Source organism: Flavonifractor sp. An306 (assembly GCF_002159455.1).
Lineage (GTDB): Bacteria > Bacillota > Clostridia > Oscillospirales > Oscillospiraceae > Flavonifractor.
Map to the genome: position 1 here is coordinate 1 of NZ_NFIQ01000084.1, position 13228 is coordinate 13228.

The window sequence follows — 13228 nt, forward strand, 5'->3', positions numbered from 1 at the left end:
ACCGGCAGCGGATATGAAAATCGGCCCACGACAAGGTGATGAGTTCACATTGCCGCAGGCCGCTGGAGAGTCCTGTGTAGATGAGAGGGAGTGCGCCCAGTTGTTCCGCCGCATTCAGGTACCGCTGGAGCTGCCCCAGACGCAAGGGAGTTGTTTGATGCGCTTCTGCTTGTGGTTCCCGGCAGAGCCGCACCGGGTTGTAGGGAATACGCTGGTCACGGGCCGCCTCGTCCATGCAGCACCGCAGGAGCAGATGGACGCACCAGACACTTCTGGCGCTGAGCCCCTGGCTTCCCAGGCTGTCATAGAAACTGGTGACGGTGTCTTCGGTCAGCTCCGCCAGCGGGACGCCTCCGATTCCGGGGAGGATGTGGCGGTAGATCAGGTTAACTTCCTTGGTATCGGTAAACTGTTCATCCAGCTTGGGGTCATTGGTGGTGACCGTGACATTGACTGTCCCCGCCTTCATGGGGATCAGGTTCTGCACCAGAGCGCTCTGGAACTGCATGACCTCGGCGTTATCCGTAGTGACGCTGTAGCTGCCCGCATAGGTAGCCCCTTCCGGCAGCACCTTGGCCATCATCTCCTCGCTGCCTACCCATTCCTCACCGTTTTTCAGATGGCGCAGGGGGTTGAAGCTGGCTTCGCCGGGGGTACCGTTCTGACCGACGGAGTTGGGGCTGCGGCGGTGGATGGTGTACTCTCCCTTAAACAAGCACTCGATGCCGGTAACCGCCGTATAACCGGCTTCCACCGTAACAGAGGCAGAAACACCATTGAGCGATGCGGTCAGAGTAGCGGTCCCCTCCTTATAGATGGTTACCCAAGCATCGGAGTCAACATGGATTGCCTCTGAATTGCTGCTGTCCCAGTTAAAGAGCCCGTAATAAACCGGTATCTCCTTTCCCTCTACCAAGACATAGGGAACCAGCTCAAAGCCCTCGCTGCCCGGCACCGTATAGGTCTTACCGGTATAGTCCTCGCCGTCGATCTTCAGCTTCAAATCAAAAGCGCTTGGCGCCTTGGCCTCAATCTGGAAGGACTGGAGCTCTTTTCGAGGTGTGTCCCCCTCTCCTTTCAGGAAGGCCGTGACCGTCACCGTACCGGCATTGCGCACCCATACTCTGGTCTGTCCCGCCGCTCTATCATAGTATACCTTAATGGGGGCGTTGGTTGGGTGGGAGGGGGTCTCCCACTCCAGCTGATCGCCCTGGTAGCCGTCAATGGTCAGCGTGGCCACGCCGCCGCCCTGCTCACCGAACACGCTCACCTGCAGCACATCGTCCGGCTCCGTAATAGAGGCGGTTTCCTTAGTGATCAGGCTGGTGGCGGTTACAGTTTCGAAGTCAGGCTTGACATATTCCTGCTCCTCCCCCAGCCAAGGAAGACCGAGCGCACTCTGATGCCACTCCATGCCTCCGTAGCGGCTGGTATTGAGCATCGAGAGAAAGCTGTTCTCTTTTTGATTGGCAACTGCCTGGCTGTCCAGTACAGAGGTGTTTTCGTTGTCTGCAACGGCCTCCCCATCGGACCAATAGCTGTTGAGGATAGTCTACTACACCATCCAGCAGCAGGTTCTGAACGCTGCCGCTCAACTTATTGAACAGCGGCTGACCGGCCAATGTGATGATATGGCCGTTGCCATCCAAGGTGCCGGAAAAATCGATGGCTGTCCAGTCGCTTAATGTAATATCCTGTGTCAGAATATAGCTGCCGCCGGTCATCCCGGCCAATCCCTCCTGGCTGGACACCTCCGTTGCTCCATCTGCCGCCAGCACGCCAGTGGGCAACAGCCCCAGCACCATGACCATCACCAGCAGCAGGCTCAATACTCGTTTCTTCATATTTGCTCCGTCTCTCCTTTCGACTGTCGCTCTGCCAGGGCATAAAAAATGCCGCGGCAGATCCCATTGATCGCCACAGCCGTGTTCCTATGGTCGGGTCGCACCCAGCGGCCCTCTGCATTTCTTGTAGGTCTTCTGACTTGCGCCTATGGGGCCTCCCCCACAACGCCGGATCTGCCTTCCCAGGTCTCCCCAGTGACTGACTTTCGTCAACAATCCGGTGTCTCAGCGCTTACAGCGGCGGTTACCGTTCGGGACTTGCACCCGATTCCCTTGTTCATCCCTCCCTCTGCTTCCGCCGAGACAGGGCCACAACAAATGCTCCTATTTACTTGTTGACAGAGTTCCTCCTCTCTTCCTGCCACTTCTGAAAAGCATCTGCGGCAGCAACTACGTTCTCCCAGGAGTGAAATCGCTCACACAAGAGTTTGGAATATGGTACATCCCTCTTGCGCGGTGGATATCCAAGGCGGCATCTGCGGTCCGTAACATCCTCCAGGAATTTGCAAATTTCCGGTTCCTCCAACAAGACCTGCTCCCAGTCCGGCATGATCAGGTCAGGCGCCGGTAATCGCCGCATTCCAGCTGCCCGCAGTGCTGCCGGCCACGTACCAAACCCGGCTTTCAGATAGGTGCGATACAGGAAAAAGATCTCGCCCTGCGTAGGTGCTCGTCCCATACGTGAGGCCGTATCCCGCAGAACCTCCAGCAAATCCCCGTTGGAGTAACTGGAATAAACCGCCATACCAAGGCTGCTGGACAAGGTAAGCGCTTGGTAATGCGCACGCAGTTCCTTCTCCTGATCACCGCTGGCCATGTATTCCGGAGGGTTCTGTTGTGCCAATTGCTGTATCATATTTCGATACCGCTCCACCTCTTGCGGCGTAAGCTTAGCCGGACGGGCTTGCCTTCGTTTACTGACGGTCTTCACCCCCTTCAAACTTTGGGACCTGCTGCCAGCTAAAAATACAAAAAGCCGGCAGACAATGGCGTCTGCCGGCTAAAAGCAGATATCCATTGCCGATCCCTGCAGCAAGGTTTTTACACATTTAAAAAATGTGCAAAAACCCAAGTCATCCCCATTACTGGGCATGACTGCAAAAATCGGCAATGGATACCACCTTGATCAATTACCATGGAGCAGGCTGACAATCCTGGCTTATGGCCGGAGCCAAATACAGTAGAGGTAAGACTGCGCCGGATTCTCACCGGCTTGTCAGTTGGCATATGTCAAGCATATGACCTGCTCGCAATCTGCATTGTAACCGATTTCTGCAATACTGTCAAGAACTATCCTTGGAACACATCATAGTGTTGTGATATTTCCCGGAAATCACAAAACGGCTGCGGCAACCGTATGATTGCCACAGCCGTTTTTCTGTGTATTGAAACCGAACCTGCCTTCTCTATGAGTGCAGCAGATCCATTCTTTGTAGGTCTTCTGACTTACGCTTATGGAGAAGTCTCCTACGGCCACATCCTGCCTTCTCAGGTTGCCCCAATGACTGGCTTTCGCCAACGGATATGGTCTCAGCGCTTACAGCGGCGGTTACCGTCCAGGATTCACACCCGGTTCCCTTGTCCAGTTTCCGCGCCGCATATCTCAATCGGTAGGCATCGAAAACCACAAAGATTCCTATTCGATTCTGACTGTATCGTAGCACTAAGAGTCTAAAACGTCAAGAGACCTGCTCCCAACGCTTGAGAGAGTCCAGCATATATGAAGCTACGTCCATATCATAGACCTCATGGAGAAATGCTTTCGTCAAGACCGTATGGGCGGGTCCCATCCCCGCCACGGAACCGTTTTTCAGAAATAAGAGCTGATCAGACAGCATCAGGGAGAGATTGATGTCGTGGAGTACACCAATGACTGTCCGGCCTTTTTCCTGGGACCATTTTTTCAGATAGGCCACCAATTCTGTCTGGTGCTTCAAATCCAGGTGGTTGGTGGGCTCGTCCAGCAGAATGATCTCTGGTTCCTGGGCCAGTGTCCGGGCCAGGAAAACCCGCTGGAGCTGACCGCCCGACAGTTCGGAGATCTGCCGCTCACGCAGCGGCTCCAGTCCTGTGGCCTGCAGATACTGTTCCACATACCGCTTGTCCTCTTTGGAGGGGGACGCAAAAAGCCCGCGGCGCAGCTTCTGATACCGGCCCATCATCACCGTTTCATAGACGGTGAAGGAAAAATAGACCGTACTCATCTGGCTCATCATGGCCATATGGGAAGCGATCTCCGGCCGGCGCATATCGGCCACCGGTTTCCCATCCAGTGTCAGTTCCCCGCGGCTTTCCAGAAGGCCGGCAATAGCCCGCAGCAGAGTGCTTTTCCCACAGCCGTTAGGACCCAGAATACATAGGTTCTGTCCCAGCGGCAGATCAAAGGTGATGTTATGCAGAACATCTCCATTTCCGTATCCGGCACAAATATTTTTCAGATGCAGCATGAGACAGTTCACCTCATTTCAGCTTCCTGCCACGGAAGAACACCAGTGCAAAAAAAGGTGCGCCTACCAGCGCCGTTACAGCGCCTACAGGGATGATGGTCGGCGCCATGATCGTTCGGGAAACCAATTCGGCCAGCATGAGAAAGGAGCCGCCGAACAGGGCGGACAGCGGCAGCACCAGTCGATGGGCGGAACCGAAGATCCTCCGCACTACGTGGGGAGCGATCAGGTCCACAAAGCCGATGACGCCTACCAGCGACACCGCCGTACCGGTGAGCAGGGCGGCCATTCCGATCAGAAGGAGCTTGACTCTCTTAAGATCTACGCCGATGGACATGGCCTGCTCCTCACCGAAGCTCATGATGTCCATCTCAGTGGTGAATCGCTGCAGCATCAGCATGGAGAGTACCAGGACCGGGCACATTACCGCCACGTGGGACCAGTCCCGCCCGGTAAAGCCGCCCATCTGCCAGAACACCATCTGCTGCAGGTGCTCCCGGGACAGGGCGGTGATCAGCGTCAGGATGGCGTTGACAAAGAGGGAGAACACCATGCCCACCAGAATAACGGTCTGATTCTCCATCTTGCCGTCCAGCCGGGCGGCAAAGGCCAGTGCCAGAAACACTGTAGCCAATCCTCCGGCAAAGCCTGCCGCCGGGAGCGTAAACAGGCTCCCCAGAATCGGAAATGTAACGCCGGTAACCATCACCAGTGCCGCGCAAAGGCTGGCTCCGGAGGAGACGCCCAGTGTGTAAGAGGACGCCAGCGGATTTTTCAAAATGGACTGCATGACTGTGCCGCTGGCGGACAGGGCCGCGCCGGTCAGGAATGCCAGCACCGCACGCGGAAAGCGCATCCCCCATACGATGGCGCTGAGGTTGGGGTCAATGGTACCAGCCTTGCCGGACAGCTTGGCCATTAAAATCTCCGCCACCTGCCCAGGGGTGAGATTCACGGAACCGACGGCGATGCTGCCCACCAAAATGAGCAGCGTTATGGCGACGGCAAGGAGGACTTTGACCGTCCGCTTCATGCCGCCTCTCCTGAGGCAAAGGGATCTTCGATCCCGGCATATGCGTCGGGATAGATCATTTTGGCCATCTGTTTTATACCGTCAATAACGTGGAGATTGGGCAGGGATACCGCGTTGGTATTGACCAGATACACGTCCCCATTGACCACAGCGGCAACGTGCTCCCAGCCGGTCCGCCCCATAATCTCCGCCACGGGATCCTCTACATAGTCCACCATGGTCAAAATCACATCGGGGTTCAGGGTAATAACCGCTTCCTCTGTCACAGCAAGGTAGCCTTCCTGGTCACCAAAAATATTCTCCGCACCAATCATCGCCAACATCTCATTCATAAAGGTGCCGCTGCCGGCAGTGTAGATATCGGGCGCACAGGCAATTTCCACCACCACACGCTTTTTGTCCTGGATGCTTGCGCCGATGTCAGACAACTGATCCAGTTCCTTCTGAAACTGTGCAATCAGCTCCTCACATGTTTCTTGTGCGCCCACACAAGCGGCAATGAACCGGGTATCCTCCAACATAGTGTCGATACTGGAGGCAGATGGAATGTCCGCCACACAGACGCCGATATCTCGCAGGGGTTTAAAGGGATCCGCGCCGGAGGTGGCGCTCATCCCGGTGGTGAAGATCAGATCTGCGCCAAGGACGGCCATTTGCTCCGTGTCCGGCTCCATCATGTCAAAGGTGGGCAGATCCTCCAGGCCAAAGTACATGGCGGAATAGGTGTCCACGGCGATAAGCTTGTCCTTCATGCCAAGGTCCAGAAGCGTCTGGGTAGCAGAGGGGGCCATGGAGATGATACTGTCCACCCGATCCGGCAAGGTAATGGGATTGCCGCTGCGATCGGTTTCCGGACGGTCGGCCGATACGCGTTGTGTTTGCTGCGGCGTGGTATTCGCATCCACGTTTTCCGCCGGGGCACACCCGGCCAGGGCCATCAGAAGCAGCACGGCCAACGCAAACGGAAGCGCTTTTAGCATTTTCATTTCCAACAGTTCCTTTCTTCTTTTCCTGCTTTTCGTTATCTGCTATAATCCACTCAGAACATCTCGGAGGATGATGTATGGAACGTATTTTTAAACTGTGCAACGGCGACCGCCTGACCTGCACGGAACAGGCCGCCGTATTTCAGTTTTCCGGCCCCCGCATGGTACTGTCCACAGGGGCCAGCGGCGGCGGCATGCGGGACGATCTGACCGCCGCCTTCAATTACTGTGATTGCGGCATGGCCGGTGTCTGTCAGCCTATGCAGGGAAACAATCTGTGGGAACACCAGCGTGCCGCGGCCAGACGTCTGGGACTGGATCCGGATCACACCACCGGCTTGGATACGGCGGCAAATCTGGACAACATGGTGGTCATCACCAAACGTTGGGAGGATCTGCAAATCACAGCCGCAGTATCCGGCGGCGCCGACGTCAACGCTCTCTGCGCCGGTGATCCGGCGTTTCTGACAGAGACAGACGGCGCGCCCACCCCTGTGCCACCCGGAACTATCAATATCTTTCTGATCACAGATCGGCCCCTTGCCCCCGGCGCCATGGCAGAACTGATGCTCACAGCCACCGAGGCCAAAACCGCCGTCCTGCGGGATCTGATGCAGGGAAGCAGCGTATCACGAGAACTTGCCACCGGAACCGGGACAGACGGCATGGTCATTATTTGCGGAACCGGCCGGGAAGGAATGCTGCTGAACGCAGGTAAGCATTTCAAATTTGGAGAACTGGCGGCGCTGGCCGTCCGGGAGGCCGTCACGGAGGCACTGTTCCGACAAACCGGCTTTTGTGCTCAGGAGCAGCATACTGTGCTCAGGAGATTGCATCGCTTTGGGATCACTGCGGACACGCTGTCTGCTCATTGCCTGACTCAGTGGCAGGGACAGGATACCGCAATTGCCAAAACCATAAAAAAACTGGATCAGGACGCATTCCTGGTTGGAGCCGTGGTGCTCTATGTGCATTTAGAAGATCAGCGCCGCGCCGGAATGCTGACTGAGCTGGAGGCCGGAGATTGGGGAGAGCAGCTCCTGCGCCAGATTCAACAGCACTATCGCTGTGATTTGCCTCTGCTTCACGAAGTTAGCCTCATGGATAAACTGGAGAATTTCCTCTGTCAGCTGTTCCTGACCAACTTGCGGGAGCAAGAGCGTCTGTATCCCGATCAGGCTCCCATTTGATTCAAAAATAAAAAGCGGCAGCAAATGCTACCGCTTTTCCAGACAGAACGGGTGTTGTTTCGCAAAGAAATAACACCCGTTATTTTGTAGGTCTTCTGACTCGCATATCCCGATGCGGACAACCGCATCCGCGCATCTGTTTTGCCTTCCCGGTCAGGCCATTACAGCCCGCCAGTGACCTGCTTTCGCAGAAAAAACAGACACTCTATGCTCACAGCTACAGAATCCGAGACTACATCCGGTTCCCGGAAACGTGTTTGGGAGTTTCACCCAATTCCCTTGTTCAGCGGAACATCTCGGCGTGTCTTCTAAAGAGGAACGCGCCGGTGCCACAAAAGTCGGAGCAATGTATTCACTTTAGCCATTATTATAGATAAAATCCGCCATATGTCAAGGAAGGTTTTAATAAAACAAATATAATATTGTTATTTTTCTATTTAAACCTCAAACTGGTTTACTAATTTTTTGGCGGTACTCTAGAGTAATCTTGAGCCCCGCCCTTTCACTCAAAACCGATATTACAAAGAGTAGGAGCAGTATCTACCTTGCAGCGGAATGATTTTGCCCCAAACCGCTGCTCGTGATACTGCTCCTATATCTTCCAAACAAAGATATGATAAGTATATCTGGACATATTCAATTGTAAATTCCATATATGTCCGCGATTGTCTCTTTTCAATATATAAACAGCCATAAAAATCGCCTATAGCTGCCTGACACAGGAAGCATAGACTGGCCCTCAGCGGTAGTGGATGACTTCTTCATCCAGGAACCCCTGTTGCATCAGCCCTGCACTGCTTGCAATGGGCAAACTGAGAAACATAAGCCCCGGCTCTGGACCGCAAGTCACAAAGCAAGGCTCTACTAGGCGGAGCAATTCCATGAAATGCAGCCTGTGGAATAAGGGGCATCAGATTCATAATGGATACTCCCACCCGGCCCCCCCACCGTGCAATTTCCTCAATCTCGTCAGTATTGACACCTGGAATAACAACTGTATTGATCTTCACCGCGACTCCCGCTGCTACAGCTTTCGCAACGCCCTCTTGCTGGGTAGCGAGGAAAGTCGATATCGCATCAATCTCCGTGCTGCCAGCCACCGCCTGATAGATGTGCTTTGCCGAATTAACAGACAGACTGTTGACCGTTATTGTCAGGGAAGAGATTCCGCAGTCCAGCAACTCCGGCAGATGGTCGGCCAAGGTCAGGCCGTTTGTGCTCAGGCACAGGAGAAGATTGGGGAAATGCTGGCGAACCAGGCGAAGGGTTTCCCATGTAGCGGAATTGGCCAAGGGTTCACCCGGCCCTGCAATGCCCACTACCCGCAATCGGTTATCCTGGCACAGGGCACGCTCCACACGAACCAAAGCCTCCTCGGGTGAGACAACAGCGGAGGTGACACCGGGCCTGGACTCATTGGCACAGTCAAAGCGGCGGTCACAGTAACCACACCGGATATTACATTTCGGGGCTACCGGCAGATGAATCCGGCCATAACGGAAGTGGGCATGGGCCGAGAAACAGGGGTGTTCCGTTAGCATCATAGCAGAACCGCCTTCTGACACAGTATTTCCAGTTGGTCATCTGTCATTGGCATTGGGATACAGCCCCCACTGTGCTCCAACAGAACGGAAGCCAGTGTGAAAAACGCTTGGGCGGGTTCGCTCTCTGGTGCGTATTCTGTGACGGTCCGGCGTTCCAGCTCTGCCTGCCCAATCAATGAACTCATAGGAATCTTCCCTACCACCTTGGTTCCCAGCTCTGCGGCGAACGCCCAAAGGAGATTGTCATTATCTACGATGCTACGGCCATTTTGGATCACTCCGGCCAGTCGGACCCCGCTGCTCTGGGCATACTTGCGGATACCTCGGCATATATTATTGGCGGCGTAAAGCGACATAAAATCACTTGTGGTAACAAGGTATACTTCCTCAGCGACCTGTTCTCTCAATGGCATACTGAATCCACCGCAGACCACGTCGCCCAACACATCATAATGTCACGCATATCCTGGGCAAGGTGGAGAGACATGGAGCCAAAATTGCAGCCCACTACAGAGTGAAGCAAGACGATGCCATCCTGAATTCCGCCAAGAGCCTGATAAGCACCAAATAGTCTGCATCCACTGGCGGGTTTCATTCAGAAGCCTCCTTTCGATTGAGCCACATCCTGGACCACATCTCTTTAGCAGCCAGATTGGGCTTATCGCAGTATAGTGGGTAATAGCGGCTTTGGAAAGACATCTTTCCCAGCAGCAAACTGCTACGTTCCGTGGCATGCTCCATACGGCGGCACATCCTTTGTACTGTGCGGACATAGGAGGCAAAGGAGAGCGAAGTAGTCTCATTGATCGCGGGGATCAGTGGTGCCCCCATTCCCTCCAGGGTAAAGTCACTAGTTCCTACTACTGCGTCAGCCTCTGAAAAAATTGCCCGCAGTACCGCCTCATCCGGGTTTATAATAGTCTCCGTCTGTGGACTATAAAGGACAGCTGCCTCCTTGATCCGAGCCAACAGGCTACTCTCTAATTCGGGAGTGAGATTCAAGTTTTTTCGGCTCTCCGGCGTGAGGATGACACAGAGGTGGGAAACTGTAAGGCCATAGTCTTGGACATAGGATTTGAGTTCAAAGGGTGCCTGCTGAATACTGCGGCTGACAAGAACTGTACGGGCCTGTCCCAGGCGGCGGCGGGCCTCCGCCGTCTCCTCCACAGCCTGGGCTCTTGCCCCCAAAACAACGGGTTCCACCGCTGTTTCCATGTGAAGGGCCTGCCCAATATCTCGATAAAAAGTGCAGATTCCATTCAAGCCGGTGTAACGGCCTGCATCTCCAAGATGCAGGTATCCAGTTCCAAATTTCTCCTGCATGCGCCTGGCCCAGCGAATCCGCTTGACCAGATTTAACTCCGCAGCCGGAGCATGTACCAAGGAAGAGAGCGAAGCGCTGGGAATCCACGTGTTTACTTGAATGCCGCAGCGGCCCAAAAGAGTCTCAATTTCCCGCAGGGCGACTTTCCCCTCGCTTCCCCAACCCACCGTCTCTATGTTGACACTGTGGGGGATTATAGCGGATGGTTCCATCACCTGTTCCACCAATGCGTAGAGCGCCTCGGTGAAGCCGCAGCCCTTCAACTCCATCTCTAACCGATTATCACCCGTGATGGTCTGGCGGGCCAGCGCTCTGATCCGATTTCGGGTATAGTTTTTGTCCCGATGCGAGAAAAGCTCAGACTGGACCCCAACCACCGGAATTCCCTCCAGCCGCAGTTCATCACAAACGGAACGTATCTCTTCGTTGAGGATATCGCTGATCGGAGATGGGATTACCATAATCAGACTGGGCCGGTAGCGGCGCCAGGCATCCCGGATCGCTTGGCGCAGTTTGTTCTCTCCGCCGCAGATAATATCCTGCTCCTCCAGATTGGAGGTCAGCACATTGTAAAAAGGCTGGTGCCGCCGCCGGGCAGAGTAACGGTAGTGGAATCCACAGCCGCGTGGGCTGTGGATGATCGGGAGCACATCCTGCATCTCTCCTACTGCGCCCACACTACCAGAAATCTTTCCATTAACACCAAACGTGTGCAGCAGGCCGGAAGGATACATTGCGGTCATCAGATCTTCAAAAAAGGACTGGTGCATTCGTATTCATCCTCTCTACCCGGAAAAACAAAACAGCCGGCACTGCATCTTTTGACGCAGAGCCGACTGAAAACAGGCGAACCGGCAGGGTCGGAAACCTGTGGATCGGCTCTGACCGGAAGCGTCCCCACAAATTCAGCAAGCAGGTTTCCTGGCTTGTGGCTCGTCACGCACTGCGCCTTCTCACATATGAACTATGCAATGGCAATCTGCAGCGCACTCCCCACTTACAGTGACCGGATCGCTCGGGATTTACACCCGATTCCCTCTTACCAGACAGAATCTGGCCACTTGCTGGAAGTATATGTGATTATATCATACCATAGGCTAATCAGAAAAGAAAGAGGTCTTTTTGAAAAGTCCAGGCTTTACAGAGTCTGGATACCAGTGCTACAATTACACCAAGCTATGTTTTAATGATCCTAGTGAAAGGATCTATACAATACAATAAAACAAGGGTTGTGTGCAGGAACATCGCGCCTTTTAGCGCGAAGAGCTCTATCATTTCGCTCTCCGGTGAGAATCCGGAACTGTACTCAGCAACCGTGTGACCAACGAAACAGCAAGCAAGCCACTGGGGCAAAGCGTTGCCCTGGGAAGGCGCTGGATTAGGTATCGCCATGAAAATATGGCGGATGGGTCAAGTCGGGATATTGCACATAATCCTTTTGCCGTTTCCGTACCTCTGAGAGATGGGATGGATGCAGATTGCCATATACTGCTATTGCTAACAAAGGCTCTGCCACCTGTTCAGAGGGGGCAGAGCCTTTTTGCATCTGCCTCCAAGAATTTCTCAAAAAATACGGAGCAGAGTGTTGTCAGCCGCAGTTTGCGGTAGACATAGGGTAATCATATCTGAACAGGAAAGGAAGGAACACCTATGAAACAAAGCAAATGGATATCTCTGTTAATGGCTCTCGTAATGATTGTTAGCTTGGCATCTTGCGATGCACCATCGGCCCAGACCTCTCTCCCGCCCAATACCTCCACACCTGTGGAGACCGAGCCGCCGGCAGAGGGGAATTATCCCGTCACTGTACAGGTCTACGATGAAAATGGCACACTTTATGATGAAACTTTCGAGAAAGCACCTGAGCGGATTGTGTGTAATCAGCCTCAGGCAATTCAACTTCTGCTGGCGCTTGGGTTGGGAGACCGGATTGTTGGAGCCTGCAAAAGTGTGGGCGATGTTAACGAGAAGTACCGGGAGGAGTTTAAGGCTCTGCCGTTCATTGCAGACAATGACAGCCCCTCCAAGGAAGTGGTTCTGGCTGCAAAGCCGGATCTGATTATCGGGTGGGGCAGCACGTTCACTGAGGATACCCTCGGCAGTGTGCAGGATTGGAATGAGCGTGGAATCGCTACATACATTGTGGATAATGCTGCAACTGGTGTGGATGGTAAGCGCACGGTAGATCGTCTTTATAATGATATTGAAAAGTTAGGGGAAATCTTCGGGATCAAAGAAACAGCACAGGCAATGATCTCTGATATGCAGGCGCGTGAACAGGCTATTGCCAGCAAGATATCCGAACTGGATGAAAGCGAGAAAGTAACGGTTCTTACTGTCCAGCATGTGTACGAAAATGAGTTTTTTGGGCGTAAAGATACCGATTTTACTTTTGACCTGATTGAAAGAGCTGGCGGGATCTGCCTTGATGAGGCATTCGGCAAGCAGAGCATTGAAAATTTAATCGCGCTTAACCCAGATGTTTTGGTAATCATTAATCGGACGGATACCCCTGCACAGGAAAAAATCGATGCGCTTCGGAACAATCCTTCCCTAAGTGAGGTCAGTGCCATTAAAAACGACCGTTTTGTTTCGCTGGACTATGTGGATTTCTATGGCGGTAACTACGAAACTATCGACGCAATCGAATCCCTGGCACGCGGGTTTTACCCGGAACTCTTCTCTGAATAATTGAAAGGGGCAGTAACATGAAAGCGAGACTGACCGCACTGTTTTTGGTGCTGACTATGATATATTCCCGCAGATCCACCCAGTTGTCAAGGCCGTACTTGGCAATCTTCATGGCATCGGCCTTGTCGGTCTTGACCTTGCGGATAGAACCGCCTCCGCTCTGCTTGAT

Annotated in this window: 11 protein-coding genes, 2 pseudogenes and 6 riboswitches; of the genes and pseudogenes, 2 read left to right on the forward strand and 11 right to left on the reverse strand. The window is 53.7% G+C overall.

Features of this window, described 5'->3' with window-relative positions:
• From B5F88_RS21590 to B5F88_RS16375, 6 genes and pseudogenes are all read right to left on the reverse strand, one after another.
• Window positions 1-1414 (reverse strand): annotated as a pseudogene (locus B5F88_RS21590) (hypothetical protein); the annotation flags it as partial.
• Window positions 1347-1844, reverse strand: a complete 498-nt coding sequence (locus B5F88_RS20375) for a hypothetical protein (protein WP_140402155.1) — start codon at window positions 1842-1844, stop codon at window positions 1347-1349. The gene B5F88_RS20375 and the pseudogene B5F88_RS21590, both read right to left, overlap by 68 nt.
• 107 nt (window positions 1845-1951) lie before the next feature.
• A riboswitch (cobalamin riboswitch) is annotated at window positions 1952-2176 on the reverse strand.
• Entirely contained in the window at window positions 2173-2700 is a 528-nt protein-coding gene (locus tag B5F88_RS16360) for a hypothetical protein (protein ID WP_087348207.1), read from the reverse strand. Its footprint overlaps the riboswitch before it by 4 nt.
• A gap of 269 nt (window positions 2701-2969) precedes the next feature.
• A riboswitch (cobalamin riboswitch) is annotated at window positions 2970-3106 on the reverse strand.
• A gap of 151 nt (window positions 3107-3257) precedes the next feature.
• A riboswitch (cobalamin riboswitch) is annotated at window positions 3258-3489 on the reverse strand.
• Between the two features lie 34 nt (window positions 3490-3523).
• Window positions 3524-4291: an ABC transporter ATP-binding protein gene (locus tag B5F88_RS16365; protein ID WP_087348224.1), complete on the reverse strand. Its 768-nt coding sequence runs from the start codon at window positions 4289-4291 to the stop codon at window positions 3524-3526.
• A gap of 13 nt (window positions 4292-4304) precedes the next feature.
• Window positions 4305-5324, reverse strand: a complete 1020-nt coding sequence (locus B5F88_RS16370) for an iron ABC transporter permease (protein WP_087348209.1) — start codon at window positions 5322-5324, stop codon at window positions 4305-4307.
• On the reverse strand, window positions 5321-6310 hold the full coding sequence (locus B5F88_RS16375) for an ABC transporter substrate-binding protein (protein ID WP_087348211.1): 990 nt from the start codon (window positions 6308-6310) through the stop codon (window positions 5321-5323). Before B5F88_RS16375 ends, B5F88_RS16370 begins: the two co-directional genes overlap by 4 nt.
• A 77-nt stretch (window positions 6311-6387) precedes the next feature.
• On the opposite strand from B5F88_RS16375, the gene B5F88_RS16380 reads away from it, so the two are divergent.
• The gene (locus B5F88_RS16380; protein WP_087348213.1) at window positions 6388-7500 is read left to right on the forward strand and encodes an adenosylcobinamide amidohydrolase; all 1113 of its coding nucleotides are present in this window, start codon (window positions 6388-6390) and stop codon (window positions 7498-7500) included.
• A 67-nt stretch (window positions 7501-7567) separates the two neighbouring features.
• A riboswitch (cobalamin riboswitch) is annotated at window positions 7568-7848 on the reverse strand.
• A gap of 413 nt (window positions 7849-8261) precedes the next feature.
• Here the strand turns inward: B5F88_RS16380 and B5F88_RS16385 are convergent.
• The 4 genes from B5F88_RS16385 to B5F88_RS16400 are packed head-to-tail and all read right to left on the reverse strand — an operon-like array spanning window position 8262 to window position 11138.
• Window positions 8262-9044, reverse strand: a complete 783-nt coding sequence (locus B5F88_RS16385; RefSeq protein ID WP_087348215.1) for a radical SAM protein — start codon at window positions 9042-9044, stop codon at window positions 8262-8264.
• A complete protein-coding gene (locus tag B5F88_RS16390; RefSeq protein WP_242959846.1) occupies window positions 9041-9457 on the reverse strand; it encodes a hypothetical protein in 417 nt (138 codons plus the stop codon). Before B5F88_RS16390 ends, B5F88_RS16385 begins: the two co-directional genes overlap by 4 nt.
• Entirely contained in the window at window positions 9448-9639 is a 192-nt protein-coding gene (locus B5F88_RS16395; RefSeq protein WP_087348217.1) for a hypothetical protein, read from the reverse strand. The genes B5F88_RS16390 and B5F88_RS16395 overlap by 10 nt, the downstream gene beginning before the upstream one ends.
• The gene (locus B5F88_RS16400; protein WP_087348219.1) at window positions 9636-11138 is read right to left on the reverse strand and encodes a nitrogenase component 1; all 1503 of its coding nucleotides are present in this window, start codon (window positions 11136-11138) and stop codon (window positions 9636-9638) included. The genes B5F88_RS16395 and B5F88_RS16400 overlap by 4 nt, the downstream gene beginning before the upstream one ends.
• Before the next feature lie 123 nt (window positions 11139-11261).
• Window positions 11262-11448: riboswitch (cobalamin riboswitch) on the reverse strand.
• Window positions 11449-11650: 202 nt separating this feature from the next.
• Window positions 11651-11789: riboswitch (cobalamin riboswitch) on the forward strand.
• Between the two features lie 229 nt (window positions 11790-12018).
• Here B5F88_RS16400 and B5F88_RS16405 point away from each other — a divergent pair.
• On the forward strand, window positions 12019-13059 hold the full coding sequence (locus B5F88_RS16405; RefSeq protein ID WP_087348221.1) for an ABC transporter substrate-binding protein: 1041 nt from the start codon (window positions 12019-12021) through the stop codon (window positions 13057-13059).
• On the opposite strand, the pseudogene B5F88_RS21850 reads toward B5F88_RS16405, so the two are convergent.
• Window positions 13001-13228, reverse strand: a pseudogene (locus B5F88_RS21850) (hypothetical protein); the annotation flags it as partial. The gene B5F88_RS16405 and the pseudogene B5F88_RS21850 overlap by 59 nt on opposite strands.

Bases quoted from the DNA above. Each gene is read 5' to 3' on its own strand.
- B5F88_RS20375 (WP_140402155.1), bottom strand. From the start codon at position 1,844: ATGAAGAAACGAGTATTGAGCCTGCTGCTGGTGATGGTCATGGTGCTG.
- B5F88_RS16360 (WP_087348207.1), bottom strand. From the start codon at position 2,700: ATGATACAGCAATTGGCACAACAGAACCCTCCGGAATACATGGCCAGC.
- B5F88_RS16365 (WP_087348224.1), bottom strand. From the start codon at position 4,291: ATGCTGCATCTGAAAAATATTTGTGCCGGATACGGAAATGGAGATGTT.
- B5F88_RS16370 (WP_087348209.1), bottom strand. From the start codon at position 5,324: ATGAAGCGGACGGTCAAAGTCCTCCTTGCCGTCGCCATAACGCTGCTC.
- B5F88_RS16375 (WP_087348211.1), bottom strand. From the start codon at position 6,310: ATGAAAATGCTAAAAGCGCTTCCGTTTGCGTTGGCCGTGCTGCTTCTG.
- B5F88_RS16380 (WP_087348213.1), top strand. From the start codon at position 6,388: ATGGAACGTATTTTTAAACTGTGCAACGGCGACCGCCTGACCTGCACG.
- B5F88_RS16385 (WP_087348215.1), bottom strand. From the start codon at position 9,044: ATGATGCTAACGGAACACCCCTGTTTCTCGGCCCATGCCCACTTCCGT.
- B5F88_RS16390 (WP_242959846.1), bottom strand. From the start codon at position 9,457: ATGCCATTGAGAGAACAGGTCGCTGAGGAAGTATACCTTGTTACCACA.
- B5F88_RS16395 (WP_087348217.1), bottom strand. From the start codon at position 9,639: ATGAAACCCGCCAGTGGATGCAGACTATTTGGTGCTTATCAGGCTCTT.
- B5F88_RS16400 (WP_087348219.1), bottom strand. From the start codon at position 11,138: ATGCACCAGTCCTTTTTTGAAGATCTGATGACCGCAATGTATCCTTCC.
- B5F88_RS16405 (WP_087348221.1), top strand. From the start codon at position 12,019: ATGAAACAAAGCAAATGGATATCTCTGTTAATGGCTCTCGTAATGATT.